Below are 16,008 nucleotides of genomic sequence, written 5' to 3' on the forward strand. Positions count from 1 at the left end.
TGCATGGCTGCATGTGGCAGGTCTTCAACAGCTGAACTGGGACAGCGAGGGAGTGGGTTCAAAAGCAGCTGCGCTGGTAGACTTATCCACAGTTGCTGGTAACAAAATCAGCAATCCGCCCTGGGTCAAATTTCAATCGGCAGGGTGGGTCAATTTTCCATCAGCGCCAACAATGAAGAGCACTGGAGGTCGAAAATCAACCTATGGAGTTGGGTACAGCTAACATAGCTCCATCCAACCGCAAAGTTCTCAACGCTTATTCTATCCCGCGTTCTATACCAAGGAGCATAACGTGGCAAACATAATTAAATTGCCTTTTTTAGCTTTAACACTGAGTCTGCTGGCAGCTTGTTCGGAGCAAGAGATCACCCGTGCCGAAGTGCGTGATATTAATGGCCTTGCCTACAAATTCGGGGAAACTGACCCATTCACTGGGATTGTCAAAGAAAACAGAATGGTGTCAGGTATTCTGACTCCATATTTCAATTGCGTCAGCCGCTACAGCGAGGGAAAGCTTGATGGGCTAACGACATGTTTTGGAAAAACCGGCGCGAAAGAATTTGAGGTCAGCTTTGCAGCAGGAAAGCGCCAAGGTACTGAAACAGGTTGGTACCCCAGTGGTGAGGTTGCCTACGAGATCAACTGGCAAGCGGATCTTAAGCATGGCGTGCAGCGTAGCTATGATGAAAAGACCGGTAAGCTGGTTTCTGAATCACATGCGATAGCCGGCCAGGCCGAAGGTCGGGAGCGTCGATGGGAACCTGGTACCGATACCTTGTTGACTGACCTCGAGTGGCACAACGGCAAACAGACCGGATTCACTATCGATCAGGAACGCGAGCTTCACTTTAAGAATGGAGAGCTCCACGGGACGACCAAAGCCTATTCATTTGAAGAGGGCCAACGATATCTAAGCAGGCAAGAACAGTGGAATGAGGGCAAGCATGTCGGTACCCATACGACTTGGGATATCGATGGAAATGTCATCACCGAATATGTCTATAACGACGACAGCGTGGTTCAGTCCCGCCTGTTCCAGAAATGGGAGGGGCAGCACGTCATAGAGCGTGAGATGCGCGTTAATGTCGACCAAAATCCAGATGCGGATGCCGCCTCCATGCCGCTGGATGGTTTGCATAAGTATTGTAAACCGGCCTACTTCTGCTACGAGGTTATTTGGAGCAGGGGGGTACCACAATCAGGCACCCTTGAGCTGGTTGATCCAGAGACGGGCAAGCTGCTGATGAGCTATACCGGAACTCCGTCAGCCGATGGCGCCACTTTGCTGAAAAACGGTGTTGAGCGTTTCCATGATGGCGGTTTGGGGCCGGTCATGAGTGTCACCTGGGTTAACGGGGCCGCGACAGAGATCAAGGAGTTAAGGCGCACGCCTGAAGGGCTGGCGCTAGTCGATAGCACGGACACCAGCTCTGCAAAGCCTGATTTCTTCAGGATCAGTGGCTTCCCAATGCCTATGCATCGCTATCGCGAGGCGCCCTTCCATTAGGCCCACCATGACCGGCCTACAGCAGTCATCTATTCAGGGCGCCTCGCAAGAGCGCCCTTTTCGTATATGCTAGGGTTGGTCTGGCAGGCTTTAGCGTTTGCTTGATGGGAGCTTATGGATCTTCCAACTATGCGACCTGACCAACCTCACCTCAATTACACGTGTGACTTAAACGCAGTCGCGTTCCTCAATCCTCGACCGAATCCAAGTGATTATTTAGATTTTGATCCAGTCAAAACTTCGCCGCGCCAGAGGGAAAAACTGCGGAAACTCGCCTGAGCCGATAAACTTGTAGATCGTTGATCTGGCAAGCCCGCATAGGTAGCCAACCAACATGCAGCCACCGTCTCTATAACGCGAACACAATTAGCTACGCCTGGCTCGTCGAAATAACGGCATTTTGTGATAACATTTTTTCTCTTGACCCAGTGAATATTGAGCATCATGAAGAGCCTCCCTATCAGCTTTTTCAGCATATTTATAGCATCCTTGCCGAGCTATTCGGCTATGGCCAACACTGAAAAACAAGCAGTCGAGAATTTCAATAGAGAGACAGGAGAGCTTTATTGGGAGCTTGATAGTGAGGTTAGGCTCAGATACATCCCTATATGCAAAACCGTCACAGATGACTTCGACACACTCAATGAAATCATCCATGAGATTGATATTTTCTCCATTCTAGATTGGGGTGGCCCATACACCATAAGCTGCAACAAAAGAGGATTACGGGTTGCATATGCCTTGCGCGAAGATGAGTTGTTTCCCGAAGTCTACTCGAAAGGCATAACAATAAATGATAAAAAATTAGAATATTACTCAGAGAGATTCGGTGCGATCAAGAGCAGCTCAGACTCGGATAATTATCAAAATATTTATGCCGCACTGAAAACCAACAAACCAATAGTCGCCGCAGTTTATAAAAATAAGTATTTTGATCTATCGGCTAGGGCTTACGGAAATACTGAAGAGCCAGAAGTTAAAGTCATTATCAATGCATCCAACCTAGATGAGGCGGATAGAATCAGCGAGAAATTGGCGGAAGCGGAAGCCAAGCAGAGGAATGACGAGATTTATCATAAGTACTGGGCGGTGCTATTTTTAAATTCTGCGCTATTGTCTTTTTTTGCCCTTGGATTGTTTTTAATTCGGCACTGGGTTTGGCGCACGTCAAAATCCGCCTACGGAATAGGATCTGCCGTAACAGCCAAGGCCAAGTCAATGATACATGGTTTATTATGTGCAATTAAGCCAGAGAGATCCACGATAATTAAGACTGACAACCTCAAGCCTTATTCTGTTGCCGACGAATTGCTCAAGTGGACGCAACTGAAGGATGCCGGCGTTGTGTCTGAAGCAGAGTTCCAAGAAGCTCGAGATAAAATCATGAGGAAATAGAAAGTACGATATATCAATTTATGATTGAGGCGGCTTCTACCCCCCTAGGAAGACATAATTAGGCCATAAATGGAAGCGTGCCGCATTGCCGGTTCTTACCTTAAGTGGGGGCGCCACATATCGATCTGATCGACCGGGTCTCGTAGAGACCTATATACCGCTTGGCGAGGCTCTCAGCCTGGGGCAGACCAGCCTGCTTTGGGGTGACTTCTCTTCTTAGCCAACGACAGTGCCCTGACCAGTTTTTGTCTGTGATGATCGTATAAAAAACGGGCTAAGGCAGATAGTTTCGAACATTGACATGGGCGGTGCATTTTTATACATGCTTTTTATTTTAAAACAAAAAGCCCAGCCCCTGCAGTAAACCAAGTAAAGCCTACTCGCCAACTTCGTCTCTTAAAGACCAGCCAGCCGTATATAAAATATGGCCAGACGAAAAAGTCCTCGGATTGGTGGGCTCATCCAAAATTACAGACTCCCTTCTTACCGCTTTGGTCTTAAAATTGCTCTCAATGCCAAGACCTATTTTTTTTATATCTTTGTAAGGATTGTCAAGCACTTGCCGCTGGCGCTTTTGCCTCCTTATATGAAGATCAACTACGTTGTATGGAAATAAGTCTCTTGCCAGCCGCCTTCTTGCGAGAATAGTAGAGTTTATTTCTTGCTGGTATATTTTAATTCTGAGTTTTTCTTGATGTATTGCATCGCCCTGCAATTGCATCAGAATCTTTACTATGGAGTTGATACCATTGCTGATGGACTTTCCAGCATTCTTTCTTTTCGCTATCCAGGCAAACTCTTTTTGCAATACAGCTAAGCTTGCTGAAGCGAGCCACCCTGAGCCCTTAGTGTATTGCTTCAAAAACCAAAACTTCCTCGCCAGATCGTCAAGTCCTGCAGATAATTGGATGCTCTGTGAAAGCTCTTTCTTGGTGACGGTTGTCTTATGTAGTGTTTCAGGTATTGGCATTTCGGCTATCGTGATTTTTTCAATTAGAGCATAGACATGTTCAAGGACCCACTCCCCCTGAGTCTCCTTCTCTAATATCTCATTATATTCTTTCGAAAAAAGCGCGCCAAACTGTTTTTTGATGCCGACATGATTGACGAAATCTTTGAAATGTTTAGGTAGGTGACCGGCTTCTTCCTTAATCATCCACAACCCCTTTGTCAAACTCTGGTCAGTTGAATCTATTTTACTCAGGCTGGCAGCCAGCTCTTTCAGATACTGTCGAGAGAAAAGCTTCCACCTCTTCTTATTTTACAATATAAACTGTTCTGTTCCGGAACTAGTGGACAGGTAGTTAAGAGCTACTGCGTGCATTTTTACGCTCTAACTCCATCGGACTAAGATAGCCCAACGTCTAGTGGCGGCGGCGGTGATTGTAAAAGCGGATGTAGACGAACAGGTCGGTTTTCGCCTCCTTGTAGCTGGCGTAGCGCGTCAGATACACCCGCTCGGTCTTTAGCGAACGGAAGAAGCTCTCCATCGCAGCGTCCCAGCAGTTTCCCGGACATGAATGGCTGAGCACAATCCGATGGCGCCGCAGCAAGGCCTGGTAGACGTAGGCACAGTATTGGCTGCCACGATCCGAGTGCAACAGTACCTCCGCTTGTGGTTGGCGGCGTGCCACAGCCGTGTCCAGCGCAGCATTCACTAAGGCTTGCTGCATGCGATGGCGCATCGCCCAGCCGACGACGGCGCGTGAATAGAGAGTGCTCCAAGTCAGAACGCACCTGGAGCACTGAGTCATTCGGGCCGATTGCCTAGCCCTGCGCCTTTCAGCCAGCCACCGATACCGGCGCCTTCACCTCAAACCGCAGATAGTCCATCAGCCGCTTCGCCTCGGTTACTTCGCTGTGCGGGATCAGCAGGTACTTCCAGGGCTTGCCGCCGACGCTCTGCGCGTAGTCGGAGGCATGCTTGGCCCACTGTGCAGCGGCAGCGGCCTTGGCCTGCACTTCCTGGGTTTCCAGGTCGCTGGCAGCCTTGGTTTCGGCGAGGAAGATGCAGCTGTCAGTCTCCACCACGAAGTCCGGCACATACTCCGGCTGCTCGGCACCGAGCTTGTAGAAGATCTGGAACTGCCCCTTGGCTGGCTTGAACCACTTCAGGGCCTCGCGCTCAAGGATCACGGCAAAGCGCCGCTCGGTGTCCGAATCGAACTTCTGCAGCGGGTACAGGCAGCGGGTGAAGCCGCCGAACAGCATCTGCTTGATCCGGCTGGTCTCGGTGACTGTTTCGCGCACGCGGTGTACCGGCTGGTTGGCCGCTACCGTGTAGTTGCAGGGCTTGAGCTCGGTGAAGCCGCGGCTGACCTTGACCTCATAGCCACTGGCCTCTTCCCAGAAGTGCTTGTGCATTTCTGCATGGATCAGGCGGGCCAGATCCGCACCGTGGGTATCGAGGATCTCGTGCAGCTCGCTTTCGGCGTAGTTCTGCTTCTGGTAGTGGGCCACCGCCTGCCCGGCCAGGTTGTAGAGCAGTTCGGCCTGGGTGAAGTAATCCACGTCATCGAAGTCGATCAGCTTCTTGACGATGTAGTCCTCCAGGCGCTTCTCGCGAATGCCGCTTTCGCGGCTCAAGGTGGACTGCTTGCTGGTGCGCAGCTCCTGCACGAGAAGCTCGCGCTGGCCCGGCTGGTAGTTGGGCAGATCGCCCAGCGTGAACGGGTGGTAGCCCGAGGTTACCTCGCCGGTCGGCACTACCGTGATGCGCGGAATATCGATGGTCTGCTGAACCACCACTTCGGTGGTCTTGGCCACCACATCATCCAGATTCAGCTCAGGTGCATTCGCGTCCTGGCCTTCCAGCAGCGAGCCCTGCTGGGGCTTGAGGCGCTCGGCGACTTCGGCCTTGATCTGCTCCTGTACCTCTTTCTTCAGCAGATCCTTGCTGCTCGGCACCAGATCACGGCGAGCTTCATACTGGCCGATCACCTCCATCACCACACGGGCAGCCTGCTTCTCCGCTTCGGTGGTGAAAATCGGCGCAGGCTTCGGTGTTTCAGCATTCGCACCGGCACTGCTTACCTCACCAGGCTTGCTCCCCTGCTCAGCAGCCGGCTGCTCTGCACCTTCGCTCAGGCCGAGCATCGCATGCGCGCCGGACTGCACCTGCACGCTGGTCTTGTTGTCGTCCGCCTTGGGCGCATCGAGGATCACCTGCTTGAGGCGGATCGGCGAATCGCCGCGGTTGGCCTCGTCGATGATTTCCTGGAACTTGTCGTGGGCGACGATGTTCAGGCGATCCACGGCCTCCACCCCGGTGCGCTTGCCATAGGGCAGGCGCAGGCCGCGGCCGATGGACTGTTCGATCAGCGTGCGTGCATTGGCGGCCCGCAGAGGGACGATGGTGTACAGGTTGGTAACGTCCCAGCCTTCCTTGAGCATGTTGACGTGGATGACGATCTCGGTCGGCTCATCCACGCTTTCCACGGCCAGCAGGCGGGTGATCATTTCCTCTTCATCCTTGCCGCTCTTGCTGGAGTCGACCTGGATGGCCTTGCCGCGGTAGCGCCCCTCGAAGAAGACATCCGATTCCAGCAATGCCAGCAGTTGCCCGGCATGGGTGGTGTCGCGGGCGATCACCAGCATGAAGGGCTTCACCACCCTGGCGTCGTTTTCGCGGGCGTAGGTCAGCAGCTCGGCCTTGGTCGCCTCGTGCAGGCGCACGCCGTCCTCCAGCTTGACCCGCTCCACTTCTTCCGGCGCATGCTGCTTGACGTTGAAGTCGCGCTGGGTGACCACGGCCGGCTCCTTGACGAAGCCGTCTTCGATGGCTCGGGCCAGCGGGTAGTCCATCACCACGTTCTTGAACGGCACCGGCCCCTTGCTCGACTCTGTGAAGGGCGTGGCGGTCACTTCCAGACCAAACAGTGGCTGAAGCTCGTTGATCGCCCGCATCCCCGCCTGGGCGCGGTAGCGGTGCGATTCGTCCATCAGCAGCACCAGATCGTCCAGGCTGGCCAGATGGTTGAAATAGCTGTCGCCCAGCACTTCGCGCATCCGCTTGATGCGCGGCTCCTTGCCGCCACGCACCTCGGAGCTGATCTTGGCGATGTTGAAGATGTTGATGCGAACCTCGCCGAACAGCTCACCGCCGAGGATGTTCTGCTGGTCGTAGTTGTCGCCGGTGATCACCCGCGGCGCGTTGATCGAGAATTCGCCGATGCCCTTGAACACGTACTTGGGCGTGTTCGGGGTGAAGTCGCTGATCAGCTTGTTGTAGATGGTCAGGTTCGGCGCGAGTACGAAGAAGTTGTTGATCTGGTGCTCAAGGTGCAGATAGGCGATGAAGGCGCCCATCAGCCGGGTCTTGCCCACACCGGTGGCCAACGCGAAGCACAGCGACGGGAAATCGCGCTCGAAGTCTTCCAGGGTCGGGAACCGGGCCTTCAGGGTGTCGAGGATGGCCGGTACGTTTTGCGGATGCTTGCGCAGCTCGGGTGCGGCGTCCAGCGCCTGCACCAGCTTGGCCAGCGATTCGGCCTGAGGCGGGCGCAGCGACAGGCGCCCGGAAACGTGATGTTGAATACGCGAACTGCTCATACTGCTTTCCCTATGTCCTTGTTCGGCAAGCACGCAGGCTTCCTGTTTCACTCAATCTGTTTCTCCGGTCGGGCCGCTGCGACTTTCGTGTCGATGCGGCAGCCCCCAACCTGTAAGTCGGGCTTACAGGTTGAGACCCCCGACCAGTCTGATCCGGGCCTGTCGGCTCATCAGTCTGCATTTTCTTCAAAGAGGCCAGGCTGTGCAGGTTCAGCGGCCTTGCTCTTCCTGCCCTTCTTGAGCGGCTCGGGCGCGGCAACCGGTTGCTCGGCCAGCGGCAAATTGGCGACGTTCAGGCTGTAATCGTCGTGGCCCCACTCGCAGCGCGACAGCACCATCTTGGGGATCTTCTTCAGCGTCAGGTTCGGCCAGTGCGCTTCGGCCTGGGCAGCGGTCACGCCGTGGAAGGCGGCACAGCAGACCAGCAGGCTCTGCTCGTTCCCGACCTCGTCGGCCAGCGCCTGCAGTTGCTCGGCAGACAGGTTCTGGGTGGTGACATAGATGAAATCGCGCTCGCTGGAATGGCCGTGCTGCCACCAGTGGGCTTCCGAGGGCGCATAGGTGAAGCCTTCCAGCTTGGCCAGCGCCTCGGCCAGCATGGCAGCGTTGTACTCCGGGTTGATCACCGGATTGCCCCAGCGGTCGTTGACGATCAGCGTGGGAGCCAGCTTGTAGTAGCGGAAGCCGCCGCCGCCTTGCCAACCGACGGCCTTGCTGATTCCGCCCTGGTCGGTGCCGTCGATGACCTTCTGCAGGCGCGGGATGACGTGCGTATGGCAGTGTTCGCCCAGCTCGACCATGATCCAGCGCCGGCCCATCTTGTGCGCGACAGCGCCGGTGGTGCCGGAGCCGGCAAAGGAGTCGAGGACGAGATCGCCGGGGTTGGTAGATAAGCTCAAGACACGCTCAAGCAGTCGCTCTGGCTTCGGCGTGTCAAAGAAATCTCCATCCACAAATGCACGAACTTCACTATTGGCCTCTCGGGTAGTGCCAACATCCTGAGCAAACCAGACTGTTTCAGGAACTCGCCCCTCTTGATCCGCCAAGTAAATCTTTCTGATTATTCGCGTCTCATCAGGAGAAAACTTAATCTTTCCGTCAGCCAGCTCACGCTCAAAAGTCTCCTGACTGAAGCGCCAACCTTTTGGAGGATGTGGAATTACTTTCCCACTTGGCGTCTTGATGTCATACATCAAATTTGGCCTAACAAGTGAGTTCCTCACATCACCAGAACGCCAAGGCCCACGAGGATCATTATCAGGGTTCGAGTAATTAACATTATGCTCATCCTGCCTAGGCAGATTCTTTAGCAAAAAATCTGGCGACCTCTGATACACAAGTACATAGTTGTGATGCACAGAGAACTTCCCGCTATACCCCTTTGATTGAACGCTATGATTCCAAATAGAGCATGAAAGAAAATTCTGCCTACCAAAAACCTCATCACACAGAACCTTCAGGTAATGACACTCGTTGTCATCAATCGTGATCCACAGCGAGCCATCTTCCGACAAAAGTCGTTTGATAACTTCCAAGCGATCCCGCATAAGCCCCAGCCAGATCGAATGCTCCAGCCCGTCGGCGTAATGGGTGAAGGCACTGCCGGTGTTGTACGGCGGGTCGATGAACACGCACTTCACCTTGCCGGCAAACTCCTGCTCCAGCGCCTTCAAGGCCAGCAGGTTGTCGCCGAAGATCAGCCGGTTGTCGAATATGTCGTTTTCCGTCACGCGATGGTTGGCGTGGTAGGACTTGGCCGGATCTTCCAGCAGGATGCGCGGCTCCAGCTTGGGGCGCTTGTCCTTGCCGATCCAGGTGAGTTCGAGTTTTTGCTTGCTCATGCTGTCCTTCTCAAATTTGCGGTGCCTTGCTCGACATGTAGTCAAACAAGCGCTTGCGCGGATACGCGTCCGCTGCCATCTGGATATTACGGAGTGGCGTTATAGCCGGATCGCCGGCCAGCCCGTAGTGCCCCTCCATCAGGTCGGCCAAAAAGGCCACGACGCTGCCCTGATTTCGGAAGAACGCCAGCGGACCCGCGCCATTCAACCGTGATTGTCCAAGATCAAAGGCTTGCTGCCGAAGCAAATCCAAGGAGGGGCTGACCAACGCTGCAACCTCGCCAGGATCAATGACCTGGGCGGCTGCGATACGATTACGCAGTCGCTTCATCATGACCGCCATTATGGCGTGGTTGCCATGACGGTAGAGCATCTTTTCCTGAGACGCGGTTCGAGCCCCATTTTCATAACCAACAATCAAATCACGAAGAACTCGCTGGCACTGGACTACATTGACCAGCCTCATGCCGCTGAGTGTGGAGCTAAACAATGCCTTGTATTCGTCCGAATCCGGATTCGAGAGTCGCGCCAGCTCCCCCTTGAGCCACGCGGGATAGCGCGGATCATTCTGCTGCAGGGCCAGTGCTCGCAAGGCCTCCTCAAAGGTGAAGGCCTTCAGGCTTGTCCCCTGAGCTTCAGGACGATAGTGGTAGTCAAAACCCAGGAGGCGGGCTTCCTGCCGCAATTGCTCCTGAGTGTCGTCAAGGGCAGCAAAATTTGCTACCTGCACTGGATTCTGGTGATTACGAGCCCTAGTCACCTGCTTGCCAAAAGCACCATCGGATGGAGCCTTGATCAGGGTAAACAACACCCTGGCGCTCCCGATATCGCTCAGCGGGTTCTGCGTCATAAACTCCGCAGCAGATGCGACCGTCTGCGCACCGTTGATGATGGATAGCCCTCTGACCTGATACCTGCGGAAGCCTGTTGTTGGTTTGTTGCCCTTTTGATCAACATGCTCACAAACGGCGGTGACACCGTTGTTCAGGTAAAAGAACTTGTCGGGAGCATCACGCAGGGTCGTCTGGATGGCAGCATTGACGTCGGACTTGCTGCTGCCAAGGAAATATCGAATGTTGCGCTCGTAAAGCGCCTTGCCATGATGCTTGTGTAACGCAACCAGGTCAGACAGCCTGGCAAGGCCGAAGTAGGTCGTGCGTGGCTCCTCAACCTTGCTGCACTTTTGCAGAAAAATGTCGGTATGCACCGGCGAGTAAGCATGCTCGGCCCGAAGATCGCGAGTGATCTCATCTGCCGCGTAGTACTGCACCTGCTTGAGCAAGCGCTCTTCATCGAGGTTTTTGTCGTCAAGCAGTACCTGCAAGGCATCGCTGGCGGTCTTTGAGACACCGTCGCCGGTGTAGGGAACAACCAGCTGGATATGGCTGCAGGCATCCAGTGCGGCCTCAATCTCAGCCTGACGTCGCAGGACATTCTGGTTGAAGGCAGCGAAGTCCTGCTTCAACAGCAGACGAACGCCCTCACAGAACGGAAGTGCGTCCTCCTGCTTGAACTGCTCAGACTCCTTCAGCTTGGCTTGGAGCAGGTAAAGCGTTTCCGACGGCTCGTGGTAGTAAATGGCATCAATGCCCTTGTCATTGAAGTCATCGACCACCGCCGCAGCGGCATCCGCTGGTGCCAGATCGAGCAGCTTGTGCAACACGAAAGCACTGAATGCGCGTGACAGCTGCTTTTCTTGCTGCTCAGCTGCTGGCTTTTGGGTATCCAGCAGCGGCGGCAGTGAACCTACAAATCTCTCACGCAGGATCTTCTTGAGGGTGGCCATGTAATCAGGGGCAAGGGCAGCCATCAACCTTCGCCCCCCACCCGCCGTGAAACTCCCACCTTTCTCACACTACCTTGTGGACTGGTCATATCAACCCAAACTCCTTTTATACAAGCGATTCAATTCTGTTCAGCCAGCCAGCAAAATGTGGACACCCCGCCCGAATTGCATCCAGTCCGATATCACAGGCGATCAGCGGGCCATGGAGGGTCTTCTGATAGCCGGGCATGGCGGCGAGGATGCGCTTGGAGGGCGCGGTCTGCGGGCTGTCGTTGATGTCTTCCGGCGCAGTCGTCGCGCTCACCGCACACAATGGTTCCAGCACTCGATCATCGTCCGTCCAGTCGGCGAAAGCCTCGACGCGGACGAATAGCAGCGCCTCGAACTCATGCACCAGCAAATTGGGGATGAAGTTGCGTTGGCCGATGTCCTGAGCCAGGGCAGCTTCGAGAAACTCGGCCTTCTGCCGGCCGCTGCCCATCGCTGGGTAGTCAGCGCTGTACTTGCCAGGGAAGTCGCCGGGCAGTGCATAGAGGTCGAACAGGGTAGATACGTGGGCACTAGCGTCCTGCTTGCAGAGTTTGTCGATCTGCGGTTTCACCTTGGCATAGCTGACCACCCCGCCCTTGTGGCCGGGGCTGGTACTGACAATGATCGGCACCAGGTACAGCCCCTGCCGGGCGTAATGAGGCATCAGTAGCTCGTTAACGAAGGCCTCTTCGGTCTGTCCTTCGACCAACAGATAGACCCGACTCATCGTCCAGGCCTCCCGCCCAATAGGTTCTTCTTCCAAAGGTCGACCAAGCTGTAGTCAGCCAGCCACTCGGCCAGGACTGAGATATCCGGACGCACGAAGGTGGAGGCTCCGCCACGCTTGTCGACCACAATCAGGTCTTCAGCGTCGAACTCGTTGACCAGCTCGACCGACTGGGTGGAAACGATCAGCTGGTGCTGCTGGGCTGCCGACTTCATCAGGCCGCCCAGCACACTGATCGCGAACGGGTGCAGGCCTAACTCCGGCTCATCGATCAGGATAGCCGCCGGCATGAACTCTTCCGGCTGCAGCAGCACGGTGGCCAGGCAGATGAAGCGCAGAGTGCCGTCAGACAAGGCGCTCGCGGTGAACGGCTCGTCCTGGCCCTGTTCGCTCCATTCGAGCTGAATCTTTTCCCGGTTGTCGACGGTCGGGCGCAAGTGGAAATCGCCGAAGAAGGGCGCCACCAGGCGGATAGTCTTGACGATACGGCGATAGTGCTCTTCGTGATGGTTCTTCAGGCGCAGCAGGAAGGCTGCCAAGTTGCGACCGTCGTCGCGCAGGTATTCGTTGTCGTTGAGGTTATGGATCTGCTTGACCAGAGCGCTGCTGCTGGTGTCATGGAAGTGGTAAAGACGCCAGCTGCGCATTGCAGGAACGACGTGTCGGTAGATCAATGTCTTGTTTTTTTGGCTTTCCGCATAGGACTCAAAATGGCCTGACGTCGGGCGCCAGTCTCCATGTGCATTCCACCAAAGCGCCTCACGATCAAACATCATGCGGTTGTCCTGAGTGGGGCGCAGGGTGAAGCGGTAACCGTTGTTGCCGAAATACAGCTCGGCATGCATTACCTCGGTCTTCTTGCGTCCGAAATGCAGCAGAGCATCCGGACCACCTGCGAGGCCAACGGCAGTCTGCAGCTGCTGGTCCAGAATCCGACCGATCAACCGGAAAAAACCGATCAGGTTGGACTTGCCTGCACCGTTGGCACCGATCAACACGTTGAGCCGGCCCAACTCCAGCTCGCAATCGGCGATGGACTTGTAGCCGCGCAGCACCAGTCGCGAGATCTGATCCGAGTCGTTGACCTGCTTAATCATGTAGAGGCCTTCCTGTTGCACATATGCCTTGTCATTGCAGTACCCACTCCACCGTGAACAGGGTGACTTCCTGTACCTGTTGCTGCAGCTGCTGCTCTAGCTGATCGATCAGCTCGTTGCGCTCTGCATCGATCTCATCCTGACGAGCATACAGCTCGCGGCGCAGCTTGTTGCGCTTGCCCTCCAGCTCACGCTGCTGCTTCTGGTAGCCGAGCTTCTCCTCCAGCGTCGCCGCGGTCGCCGCGATTCGGCGCACTTCCTTGATATCTCCATCAATCGCCTTGATTTCCTGCTCCAGCCCCAGCTTGAGGTCTTCAGCCCAGGCGTCGAGCTTGGCGAGTTCTTGATCGAAGTAGCCCATGTTGCGCTGGTTGATCTCGCGCAGCAGCTGATTCTTGCGCTGCTCCAAGTCGTCGGCCAACAGTGTATTTCCGGCTGCCGCGTAGTCACCCTGCTCCAGACATGCCGGCAGGCGCAGCAGCTTTTCTGGATCATCCTCGGGCAGCGCCTGCCCGTCAGCCGTGACGGCGGAAACCACCAGATGCTGTTCTAGGTTGCCCAGCGCCTCGACGGAAAACAGTTTCAGGGTCAGCCAGCCACACTGGCCACGCAAGGGCTCCAGGGTACTGATCCGGGTTCCATAGCCGGCGTAGTCGAATACCAGTTTGGCGGCGGGTTGCTGATCGAGCGGACGGCTCTTGGCCTGGTCGATCACCCAGGCAGCCAGCGGGTGGCCTAGACGATACAGATGCGAATCACCGGCACGGCGTGGCAGTTCATAACGCCCCAAAGCAATGCCGGGAGCACTACCGGCCGGTATCCTGCGCAGCTCGAAGCTGTCGCCCCCGAAGTACGCATAGTCGTCGAGTTCGGCGCGGGTCAGATCGAGCAGCAGCCTTTCGAAACGGTTACGCGTGCTGCTGCTGTCTTCGGCCCGGATACGCAGCTTGTCCTGCACCTCTTCGTCGAAGTTCTCCAGCAGTACCTGTCGGGTCTTGACCATCGCCTCGCTGATTTCGCCAGACAGTTGCAACTGCAGCTGCTCGAAGCTGCGCTTGATCTCTTCGGGGTCACGGCAGTTCTGGTAAATGTCGGCAATGCGACGCTCGAAGTCGACACCGGAACCGATGGAGCCCAGCACCTCGTCGCTTGCGCCGAATACGCCCTCGAACAGCTGGAATTTCTCAGCCAGAAGTTCGTATACCCGAGCGTCCGCTTCATTGCTGCGGTCGACGAAGTTCACCACCACCACATCGTGCTTCTGGCCATAGCGGTGACAGCGGCCAATGCGCTGCTCGATGCGCTGTGGGTTCCAGGGCAGGTCGTAGTTGATCACCAGCGAGCAGAACTGCAGGTTGATACCTTCAGCACCCGCTTCTGTGGCGATCATGATGGTGCCGCGCTCCTTGAAGTGCTCGACCAGCGCGGCGCGGGTATCGGCGGTCTTGGAGCCGGTGATGCGATCACTGTCGGCGTGACGCTGCAGCCAGTCCTTGTAAATGCGCTGGGCCGTGGCATCGGTGTTAGTACCATTGAACAGCACGATGCCGTCGCCATAAGGCGTGTCGGCCAGCAACGACAGCAGGTAGTCCTGGGTACGCCGCGACTCAGTGAAAATGATGGCCTTGCGTGCGGCGCCTAGGCGTTCGAGCTCGGCAAAGGCACGCTCCAGGGCGATCAGCAGGGCCTTGCCCTTGGCGTTCTCGCGGATGCTGGTGGCCAGGTTCTTGAACCGCTGCAGCTCGGCGATTTCAGCGGCGATGGCATCACGCTCGCCAGCGCTCAGAGTCACGACTTCTTCGCTGTCCAGCTCCTTTTCACTTTCATCGGCCAGCTCATCGAGGCCTTCGTAGTCCTCATCCAGAGTCTGGGTGAGATCGATGACTTCAGACGCTTTATCGAGGTTTCCCTGCAGGCGTCTGGCCATTGTGTCCAGCGCTCCGGCTATCGCATGGGTCGAAGACGCCAGCAGTTTCCAAAGCACCAGAGAAATCAGTTGCCGCTGGCCTTCGGGCAGGGCATTGAGGTTCGGGCGACGCAGGTATTCGGCCACCAGACCGGAGAGCTCACGCTCCTCCTGGCTGGGGGTGAACTCCTGAACAATCGCGCGCCTTGCGGTATAGGGAACGTACTGCTGCACCTGACGGCGCAGGGTGCGCTTGCAGACGCTGCCCAAGCGCTGCCGCAGACCAGCAAAGGCCTGCTCTCGGGCGGTGTTAACAAACTGGGCGCGGAAGCTGTCGATATCGCCAAAGACTCGGTCATCGATCATGCTGACCAGTCCGTACAGTTCGAGCAGAGAATTCTGCAGCGGCGTTGCAGTCAGCAGCACCTTGGAATGTACGTGGGCCAGGGCGTCCTTCAGCGTCTTGCCGATTACGTTGTTGTTCTTGTAGACGTTGCGCAAGCGATGCGCCTCATCCAGTACCACCAGATCCCAGGCAATGGCCTTGACGTCCTTCGCCTTGGCCTTGGCAAATTGGTAGGAGCAGATAACCGGACCGCTAGCGAACACGAAGGGATTTCTGACGCCTTGCTTGCGAAGCGTATTGTAGCTCTTGGTTTCCAAGATCAGGCCGTGCAGATTGAACTTGTCCTGCAACTCCTGGTGCCATTGCTTGCGCAGGTTAGCCGGAACGATGATCAAGAGGTGCCGACGACGTTCGGCCCAACGCTGGGAAATGACCAGCCCGGCCTCGATGGTCTTGCCCAGCCCCACCTCATCGGCCAGGATCACTCCACGGGACAGCGGATTGCGACAGGCAAACAGCGCCGCATCGACCTGATGAGGATTGAGATCGACCTGCGAATCGACTAGCGTTGAGGCAAGCGATTCAACCGAATCCCCTGCAGCTCGTCGGGTCAGCAGCCAAGCGTAGTACTGGCGCTGGTGTTCGGTAAGGATGGCCAATAGCTTCGCGCTCCATGCTCAAAGATACTTTTCAAGTACAAAGACAACCAAAACCTTCGGTTCCGTATCAGCTCAGAATACAGAAAAGCCAATCTCAATTGGCAACCAATTGGCAACCAGGGAGGCGCTCTTTAACAGCCTTCCCAAAATCGTCAGGCATAAA

The 16,008-nt window shown here is 55.8% G+C and carries 12 protein-coding genes; 3 read left to right on the forward strand and 9 right to left on the reverse strand.

All coding sequences use genetic code 11. The features are described 5' to 3' along the window. Positions 1-223: hypothetical protein (locus tag DBO86_RS26160; RefSeq protein ID WP_208630309.1), on the forward strand; the 223-nt coding region annotated here is incomplete at its 5' end. Between the two features lie 69 nt (positions 224-292). After that, entirely contained in the window at positions 293-1,507 is a 1,215-nt protein-coding gene (locus tag DBO86_RS00725) for a toxin-antitoxin system YwqK family antitoxin (RefSeq protein WP_108232718.1), read from the forward strand. Between the two features lie 212 nt (positions 1,508-1,719). Here the strand turns inward: DBO86_RS00725 and DBO86_RS27135 are convergent, their stop codons facing one another. Beyond that, positions 1,720-1,953, reverse strand: a complete 234-nt coding sequence (locus DBO86_RS27135; RefSeq protein WP_341865929.1) for a hypothetical protein — start codon at positions 1,951-1,953, stop codon at positions 1,720-1,722. 61 nt (positions 1,954-2,014) lie between these two features. On the opposite strand from DBO86_RS27135, the gene DBO86_RS00735 reads away from it, so the two are divergent. After that, positions 2,015-2,902: a hypothetical protein gene (locus DBO86_RS00735; RefSeq protein WP_146173170.1), complete on the forward strand. Its 888-nt coding sequence runs from the start codon at positions 2,015-2,017 to the stop codon at positions 2,900-2,902. A gap of 376 nt (positions 2,903-3,278) precedes the next feature. On the opposite strand, the gene DBO86_RS00740 is transcribed toward DBO86_RS00735, so the two are convergent. From DBO86_RS00740 to DBO86_RS00775, 8 genes are all read right to left on the reverse strand, one after another. After that, positions 3,279-4,058: a hypothetical protein gene (locus DBO86_RS00740; RefSeq protein WP_108232721.1), complete on the reverse strand. Its 780-nt coding sequence runs from the start codon at positions 4,056-4,058 to the stop codon at positions 3,279-3,281. A gap of 208 nt (positions 4,059-4,266) precedes the next feature. After that, complete coding sequence (locus DBO86_RS00745) at positions 4,267-4,656, reverse strand: DDE-type integrase/transposase/recombinase (RefSeq protein WP_108232722.1); 390 nt, start codon at positions 4,654-4,656, stop codon at positions 4,267-4,269. A gap of 28 nt (positions 4,657-4,684) precedes the next feature. Beyond that, the gene (locus DBO86_RS00750; protein ID WP_108232723.1) at positions 4,685-7,453 is read right to left on the reverse strand and encodes a DEAD/DEAH box helicase family protein; all 2,769 of its coding nucleotides are present in this window, start codon (positions 7,451-7,453) and stop codon (positions 4,685-4,687) included. A gap of 170 nt (positions 7,454-7,623) precedes the next feature. Beyond that, entirely contained in the window at positions 7,624-9,294 is a 1,671-nt protein-coding gene (locus DBO86_RS00755) for a site-specific DNA-methyltransferase (protein WP_108232724.1), read from the reverse strand. Between the two features lie 10 nt (positions 9,295-9,304). Further along, the gene (locus DBO86_RS00760) at positions 9,305-11,104 is read right to left on the reverse strand and encodes an AIPR family protein (protein WP_108232725.1); all 1,800 of its coding nucleotides are present in this window, start codon (positions 11,102-11,104) and stop codon (positions 9,305-9,307) included. 82 nt (positions 11,105-11,186) lie between these two features. Continuing rightward, positions 11,187-11,837 carry a DUF4276 family protein gene (locus DBO86_RS00765; protein WP_108232726.1) on the reverse strand — a complete coding sequence of 217 codons (651 nt, stop codon included), beginning with the start codon at positions 11,835-11,837 and terminating at the stop codon, positions 11,187-11,189. After that, the gene (locus DBO86_RS00770; RefSeq protein WP_108232727.1) at positions 11,834-12,934 is read right to left on the reverse strand and encodes an AAA family ATPase; all 1,101 of its coding nucleotides are present in this window, start codon (positions 12,932-12,934) and stop codon (positions 11,834-11,836) included. Before DBO86_RS00770 ends, DBO86_RS00765 begins: the two co-directional genes overlap by 4 nt. Positions 12,935-12,965: 31 nt before the next feature. Further along, positions 12,966-15,845 (reverse strand): SNF2-related protein, encoded by a 2,880-nt coding sequence (locus DBO86_RS00775; RefSeq protein WP_244185489.1) that lies wholly within the window; start codon positions 15,843-15,845, stop codon positions 12,966-12,968. Positions 15,846-16,008: the final 163 nt, after the last annotated feature.

Source organism: Ectopseudomonas oleovorans (assembly GCF_003052605.1).
GTDB lineage: Bacteria > Pseudomonadota > Gammaproteobacteria > Pseudomonadales > Pseudomonadaceae > Aquipseudomonas > Aquipseudomonas oleovorans_A.